At 44.3% G+C, this 7119-nt stretch carries 6 protein-coding genes; 5 read left to right on the forward strand and 1 reads right to left on the reverse strand.

The features are described 5' to 3' along the window. The 5 genes from GPK88_RS10395 to GPK88_RS10415 all read left to right on the forward strand — a co-directional run. The coding region (locus GPK88_RS10395; RefSeq protein WP_215707763.1) for a sensor histidine kinase at positions 1–561 on the forward strand (561 nt) is incomplete at its 5' end. Between the two features lie 165 nt (positions 562–726). Further along, on the forward strand, positions 727–2760 hold the full coding sequence (locus GPK88_RS10400) for an ABC transporter permease (protein WP_055201191.1): 2034 nt from the start codon (positions 727–729) through the stop codon (positions 2758–2760). A gap of 129 nt (positions 2761–2889) precedes the next feature. After that, a complete protein-coding gene (locus tag GPK88_RS10405) occupies positions 2890–3150 on the forward strand; it encodes a hypothetical protein (RefSeq protein WP_005927561.1) in 261 nt (86 codons plus the stop codon). Between the two features lie 5 nt (positions 3151–3155). Beyond that, positions 3156–3821, forward strand: coding sequence for an ABC transporter ATP-binding protein (locus GPK88_RS10410; RefSeq protein WP_005927557.1), 666 nt, complete (start codon positions 3156–3158; stop codon positions 3819–3821). Between the two features lie 14 nt (positions 3822–3835). Beyond that, the gene (locus tag GPK88_RS10415; protein WP_118626716.1) at positions 3836–6214 is read left to right on the forward strand and encodes an ABC transporter permease; all 2379 of its coding nucleotides are present in this window, start codon (positions 3836–3838) and stop codon (positions 6212–6214) included. Positions 6215–6438: 224 nt separating this feature from the next. Here the strand turns inward: GPK88_RS10415 and GPK88_RS10420 are convergent. Continuing rightward, on the reverse strand, positions 6439–7119 hold a 681-nt coding region (locus tag GPK88_RS10420; RefSeq protein WP_252197747.1), incomplete at its 5' end, for a hypothetical protein.

Raw genomic sequence — 7119 nt, forward strand, 5'->3', positions numbered from 1 at the left:
GAGCGCACCGACTTTATCCGGGGAATCCGCAGCCAGACGGATAAGCTGGACTTTCTCTTTCAGGCCCTTGTGAAAACCTCACGGCTGGAAACGGGCGTGATCCAGTTGGATAAGAAACCGGGTCGCCTCTTTGATACCGTGGCGCAGGCCATGAGTGGGATTGTGTATGCAGCGGAGAAAAAGGAAATCGCTGTGTCCGTGGACTGCCCGGAGGATTTGACCGTTTTCCATGACAGCAAGTGGACATCCGAAGCCCTCTTTAACCTGCTGGACAATGCAGTGAAGTACACCCCGGCAGGCGGGAAAATCGCCGTGTCAGTGGTGCTGTGGGAAATGTATGTGGAGGTCAAAGTGACCGACACCGGCAAGGGCATTTCCGAAAGCAATCAGGCTGCCATCTTCCGGCGCTTCTATCGTGAGGAAGAAGTACACGAACAGCAGGGCGTGGGCATTGGCCTGTATCTGGCCCGCGAGATCGTAACGCGGCAAGGCGGCTATATCAAAGTGGTTTCGGAGCCGGGCAAGGGTTCAGAATTTTCCATTATGCTGCCGACAAAATAGAACGCGGCGGACGGCCATTTCCGGCTGCCCGCCGTAAATTTTTTTGAAATGTCCAAGCGTTGTAACATTTCACCTCGATTTTCAATGAAATTTTTTGGCCGCTGTAACATTTCGCGGACATTTAGGTTTTACAATACCCTTATCAAATATGGAGGTGATACAACTATGACATGGCCTTTTGAAAATGACACCAGCGCCATTACAAAGAAGCTGGCGCAAAGAAGCTTCAAAGCCAACAAATTACGAAATATTGTTGCTGTAATAGCAATCGTTTTAACATCAATGCTTTTTACTTCTGTAACGACTTTATGTGTTGGAGCGATCCAGTCTATACAGACAACTATTTTGCAAATTAGGGGAACCAGCCCGTCCACTGGTACATCTGTAAATTGGATTGCCATAATAGCAGCCCTGTTTTTTATTATGATTTTTGTAATAACGGGCTATTTGCTCATTCGCAATATTTTTGAGATTTCTGTTGTTCAAGAAATAAAGAAATATGGCTTATTAAGAACAATCGGAACAACGGAGAAGCAAATCAAGCGAATTGTTTATAAGCAAGCATTTTGGCTGTCTATAATTGGTATATCTATTGGGTTGATTTTAGGATATATAGTAGGAATACTTATGCTTCCGTGGATTCTTAATTTTATGAAAGGCGAGTATCACAATCTTTCTGTGAACTTGAGTTTTAATCCTATTATTTTTGTCGTTGCCGGGATATTTAGTGCGATTACTGTTTGGGTGAGCATAAAGAAACCATTCAAAATTGCAGCTACGATTTCGCCCATTGAGGCAACTAGATACTATGAAAAAGACAATTATCATAGTGCCAACAAGAATCGTCTTTCGTTTAAGAATAGAATAACAGAAATGGCATGGAGAAATTTAAGAAGAAATTCAAAGCGTACCATATTTATCGTCTTATCCATGATACTCTGCATTATTCTCCTAAACAGTGCAATCGCAATCGGAAATAGTGTTGATGTTAAAAAATATGTATCTTCTGTTACCTCATTTGATTTTGTTGTGGCAAGCCCAAACACATTTTCTAATGTGCAAGGTTTTCGATTTAAAGATGATTCTGTTAGTAATGAAATCATATCTGATATTGAAAATAATATTCCTGTGCTGAACGGAAGTCGAATTTATAAAAACACTTTGGATGATGTCAGTGTTACTTATGATTATGGTAGTTTGGTCACGGAAGTATTAGACGAATACACAGAAGATAATCACCTTATACGAAGTGGTATGGTTGATGGCAGAACTTATCCAGTAAAACTCGGTGTTGATTATCGACCTCTTTGCAATATTTACGGGGTAGAAAAATCAATACTTCCTAAATTGAATTTCATTGAGGGAGAAACAGATATACAGCAACTAACCTCATATTTGGAAAGTGGAAACTATGTTATAGAAATTTCAGCGATCAACCCAAATGAATCTCCTGAATTTCTTTGTCCGCTCAATCAGGAAGTTACCATTTACAAAGATGGATTGCCTTATAAAACGGTTTCGGTAATTGCGCGTGCAGTGGTTGATTTTTCATTGGTAGAATCTCCGGGTAAGAATGTTGGCTACACTGATGTTGGCGGCGATTGTCCTATTTTCTATATGAGTAATGAGATGTTTGTGGAATTGTATAACAATCCAGCCATAATGAGTTATGTGTTTGATGTGGAAAAAGAACACTTTTTGCCAGCGACCGAGTACATCAATTCTTTGCCTACCGTTGAATACGCATCGTCTGAAACATTGGCACAAACTATGAATGGATTAAAACAAACTATTTTTATCATAGGTGGCCTTATTGGGTTTCTATTAGGAAGTATCGGGCTTGTGAATTTTTCCAACATCATTATAACGGGCATTATAAACCGGCAACGGGAATTTGCTACATTAGAGAGCATCGGAATGACGAAAAAACAAATTAACAAATTGACCGTATTGGAGGGATTGTTTTACGCATTTCTGATTTGTGTAATGGGTTTACCTCTCTCTCTTATTGTTGCAAATACAATTCTTCCTACTTTCTTTAATCAACCTGACTTATGGCTGTTTACAATACAGCCTACGATTTTCCCGTTGATATTAGAGGGAATTGTTATTTGCGTTGTGGCGATTATAGTTCCTCATGTTTCGTTTCGCTATTTTAGAAAAACAAGTATTGTAGCTCGATTAAGGGTAGTTGAATAATAATTTTGAAATGTCCGAGCGTTGTAACATTTCACCCCGATTTTCGATGAAATTTTTTGGCCGCTGTAACATTTCGCGGACATTTGGGTTTTGCAATGACCTTATCAACAAAAGTGAGGAGGCGTTGCAATGGAACTGACCCCGACCATGATTTTGAATCTGGCGCTGCTGATCGTCCCGCCCGTTGCCCTTGTGCTGGCGTTCTGGCAAAGGCTGGCCCAGCACATCCGCTGGACGGTTGCCTTGACTGCCCTCTGTGATGTTCTCCTGTTTTGGGATGAACTGTTCTACTATGAGAGCTTCGGACTGTTCGCTGTGCTGATTCTGGTACAGTTGGCGGCCACCGGCGCAGCAGCGTTCCGCATTTACAACAAACAAAGAAAGGATTGAATTTTATGAGAATTTTACAGACTATCGACCTGAAAAAGTATTACGGTACAGAGCCGAATATCACCCGCGCCCTTGACGGCGTGAACTTCTCTGTAAATGACGGCGAATTTGTGGCCGTTGTGGGAACCTCCGGCAGCGGCAAGTCCACCCTGCTTCACATGATGGGCGGGCTGGACACCCCTACTTCCGGCAATGTGATTGTCCGGGACAAAGAACTGTCGAAAATGAACGACGAACAGCTTACCATCTTCCGCCGCCGCAACATCGGCTTTATCTTCCAGAACTATAACCTTGTTCCTATCCTGAATGTGTATGAGAACATCGTCCTGCCGGTGGAGCTGGACGGGGACACGGTGGATCAGAAGTTTTTGGACGAGATCGTTCACCTGCTGGGGCTGGAAGATAAACTGAAAAATATGCCGAACAATCTTTCCGGCGGCCAGCAGCAGCGTGTGGCTATCGCCCGCGCCTTGATTACCAAACCGGCTATTGTTCTGGCCGACGAGCCAACCGGCAACCTTGATAGCAAGACCAGCGCCGAGGTGCTGGGGCTTATCAAGCGCACCAGTGCAGAGTTCCGGCAAACTGTTGTGATGATTACCCACAACAACGACATTGCCCGCCTTGCAGATCGGATTGTCCGCATTGAGGACGGCAAGATTGTGGAGTAAGGAGGTGGCAGGCTATGACATGGCCTTTTGAGAATGATACCAGCGCCATTACAAAGAAGCTGGCAAAGAAAAGTTTGCAAAGCGAGAAGCGCCGGAATCTGATGGTGGTGATTGCCGTTGCACTGGCGGCGTTTCTGATCTGCTTTACGGGAATTGTGTCTACTTCCCTGACACAAATGCAACGCAATCAGGTTGTCGATACTTATGAGGCGGTCTGGCTGGGCGTGGAGGAAAACGACATTGAAACCCTGAAAGGACTGCCGGAGTTTGAGCGCGTAGGCGGCTACTATATGCTGGGTGAGGAACTTTCGGAACAGGGCTATCATGCGTCTTATGTGTATTGCGACGCGCAAATGATGGAGATTACCAAGGCGCAGATGGAGTTGTTAGAGGGGAGGGTTCCTGAAAAAGCAAATGAAGTTGTCGTAAGCGAATACTTTCTTTCCACCTATGGAAACAATGCCAAAATTGGGGACACTGTGACCTTAGATACAGAGAGTTTTCATGGTGATTATGTCGTTACCGGCATTATGGACAGCGTAAATGAAAAAGAAGCGAATACCTGCGCTATCATTCTTTCCAACGCTGCCCTGACAGAATGGAAAGGGTTTGACCCGACTGGCTATCGCGCCTATGTCCATTTCAAAAACAGCGACCAGTTGGGCGAAGAACTGATGACCTCTTATTGCAGGGAGATTGCGGAGGAATATCAGCTTCCTATGCCCAAAATGAACAGTAAGTATCTTGCCTATGCTTCTAAATCCTTTGATTTTGCACTGATGGCAGGTGTGATTGTCCTTGTTCTGATTGGCGGCTATATTGTGATCCAGAGTATCTTCCGTATCTCCATCAATGACAAAATCCAAAGCTACGGGCAGCTTCGGACGATTGGTGCGACACCAAAGCAAATCAAGCGGATTGTAAAGAACGAGGGACGCAAACTCGGCAGTATCGGGATTCTGATTGGCACAGTGCTGGGCGTATGCGGCGGTTTCCTCCTGTTTTCCAAGGGTTTTAACGCTGTTTCCTATGTGGCAACGGTTATTTTAACGCTTATAAGCAGTTGGATCATGGTATCTGTTTCCATCCGTAAGCCGGTGAAAATTGCGGCAGGGATTTCCCCCATTGAAGCCGTCCGTTTTACCCCGGCGCAAAAGGACATCCGCAGCCGGAAAAAGAATATCAAGCTCAATCCTGTTTCAATGGGAATTGCAAATTTTAGGCGTGACCGAAAAAAGACCGTTGCTATTGTAGCCTCATTGAGTTTGGGCGGAATTATCCTGCTTGTGGTATCCTCCATTGTTTTGCTGCGCTCACCAGAGGCGCTTGCAAGACAGTTTTTCCCAGACGGCGACTATAAAATTTATTTGGATTCTGAAATGACAGAAGAAAAGGTTATGGCAGCGGGAAATCCATTGAATGAGGAATTAAAGCAGGAAATCTTATCTATTGATGGCGTTACAGATATAATTCCAAGCAGGCAATCCCTCCATGCAACTTATAAAACAGAGATTCATCAAGCTGGTGGTATGTGCGATATGCTGACCGACCAGAATTATGCGGTAGTTGAAGCGGCTCTGACAGAGGGAACCATGCCAACAGATTCCCGTAGTATTGTAATTGACTATAATGTGCTAAAGCAGAATGAGGATATGGGTGTTGGTTCAACGGTTGAGATTTCTTTGGGAGAAGAACAGCCATCCGTTTCTGTTACCATATCGGGGTTATACGCTCCTGCAAAGGTATATTCAGGACATGGCAGGATGCACTTAGATGGGGCAACTCTTTTTGCACCAGAAGCGTTGTTCCACGAACTGCACCCGGAAATCACCTCTTTTGACTATTCATGGAGCATTGTAAATGACCCTAAAAAAATGGACTATGTGGGAGCTGAATTGAAAAATATTGTTGCCAGCCATAGTAATATTGCCTTAGATGAAATCAATACAGTGATTGAATATGAAGAAATGACAAATTCTTTTGCGTTTGGCAGTATGGAGGTACTGTCATGGCTGGTATTTCTCTTTGGCGTTATCAACCTGATTAACACGACACTCTCTAACCAGATCGCCCGAAAGCAGGAAAACAGTATTCTGCGTTCTATCGGCCTAACACAAAAACAGCTATGTAAAATGAACATCTGTGAGGGGCTGTGCTATGCGCTCTTTGCAACATTGGCAACGCTGATCGTTGGGCTTCCGGCTTCCATCTTTGCTTGCAGAAAAATGAGTGTAGGTGCTTTTGCCGGAAATGTAGTGCCTTATCAATTCCCGGTTTTGGAAATGGGGCTGTTCATTCTGGTATTGTTCGGAATGGAGCTAATCTTGTCTGTATGGACAATCCGCAGACAGAAAAAACAATCTCTGATTGAACAAATGCGGGCAATGGAATAACCGTATGGGATCGGCGGGGCGGCGTGTGCTGCCCCGCTTTTTTCGCCATTTCTCAAAAAATTTTTGAAATGTCCGAGCTTTGTAACAATTCAGCCTGTTTTTCTGTCGAAATCAAAGGCACCTCGGACATTTATAGTTCTTCCAAAAGTTTGATGATAATATTACCATTCATGGAAGAAGCAATCTGTTATTGCAATAATGCGAAATTGACGATAGAAAGTTTTTTATATCTCGGTCAGCTCAACAATTACATTACTCTGCTGATACAGCCAGTCCGTAAATTCTTTCGGGCTGGCCGTTCCTGTTTTTACAGCCTTTTTTCTCTGTAAGGCTTCTTTCTTAAAGTCGGAAAAGGAAGCCTGTATTTTTTCCAGACGGTCAGCCGGAAAGCCTGCGGTATTTTTTACCCGGTTTATTTTGTTGCGCCAGTTCTGGCATTCATTTTTATAAAGCAGGTCATAGTTATTTTCTCTTGACCTCTCGTCAAATTCCCGCTTGTTTTGAAGCGCCTGTGCTTTTCGGCACTTGTCGCTGCACAGCTCATACCGCTGGCTCTTTGCCAGAAAATATTTTCCACAGACCTTGCACCGCCGGAAGCAAAGCCCCCAGTCATTCAGCCTGTTCAGATAATAGGTAATCAACGGGTAGAGGGACGCATAGGCAGACACACATTCTTCTGTGCGCCGGTTGTCCGGGAACCAGAGGTCAAGCCGGGTATCTTCTGACGGTGCGCCTTTGAAATAAAGGCTGCCAGCTTGAAATTGTTTCGGTTTTCCTGTCTCCCTGTCAAAGCTCATGGTTTCGTTTTGGAATACCCCGGTCAGTCTGCTCATTTTATCCATGAAGCGGTCACAGGCAGCGTTACGGTCACGGGGTTCTCTGGCAAGCAGATAGCTGTTCCAGAT

Source organism: Blautia sp. MCC269 (assembly GCF_018785655.1).
In the GTDB taxonomy this organism is placed as follows: domain Bacteria; phylum Bacillota; class Clostridia; order Lachnospirales; family Lachnospiraceae; genus Blautia_A.

Excerpts from the sequence above, each read along its gene's own strand:
- GPK88_RS10415 (WP_118626716.1), top strand. The coding sequence starts at position 3,836 with ATGACATGGCCTTTTGAGAATGATACCAGCGCCATTACAAAGAAGCTG.
- GPK88_RS10410 (WP_005927557.1), top strand. The coding sequence starts at position 3,156 with ATGAGAATTTTACAGACTATCGACCTGAAAAAGTATTACGGTACAGAG.
- GPK88_RS10405 (WP_005927561.1), top strand. The coding sequence starts at position 2,890 with ATGGAACTGACCCCGACCATGATTTTGAATCTGGCGCTGCTGATCGTC.
- GPK88_RS10400 (WP_055201191.1), top strand. The coding sequence starts at position 727 with ATGACATGGCCTTTTGAAAATGACACCAGCGCCATTACAAAGAAGCTG.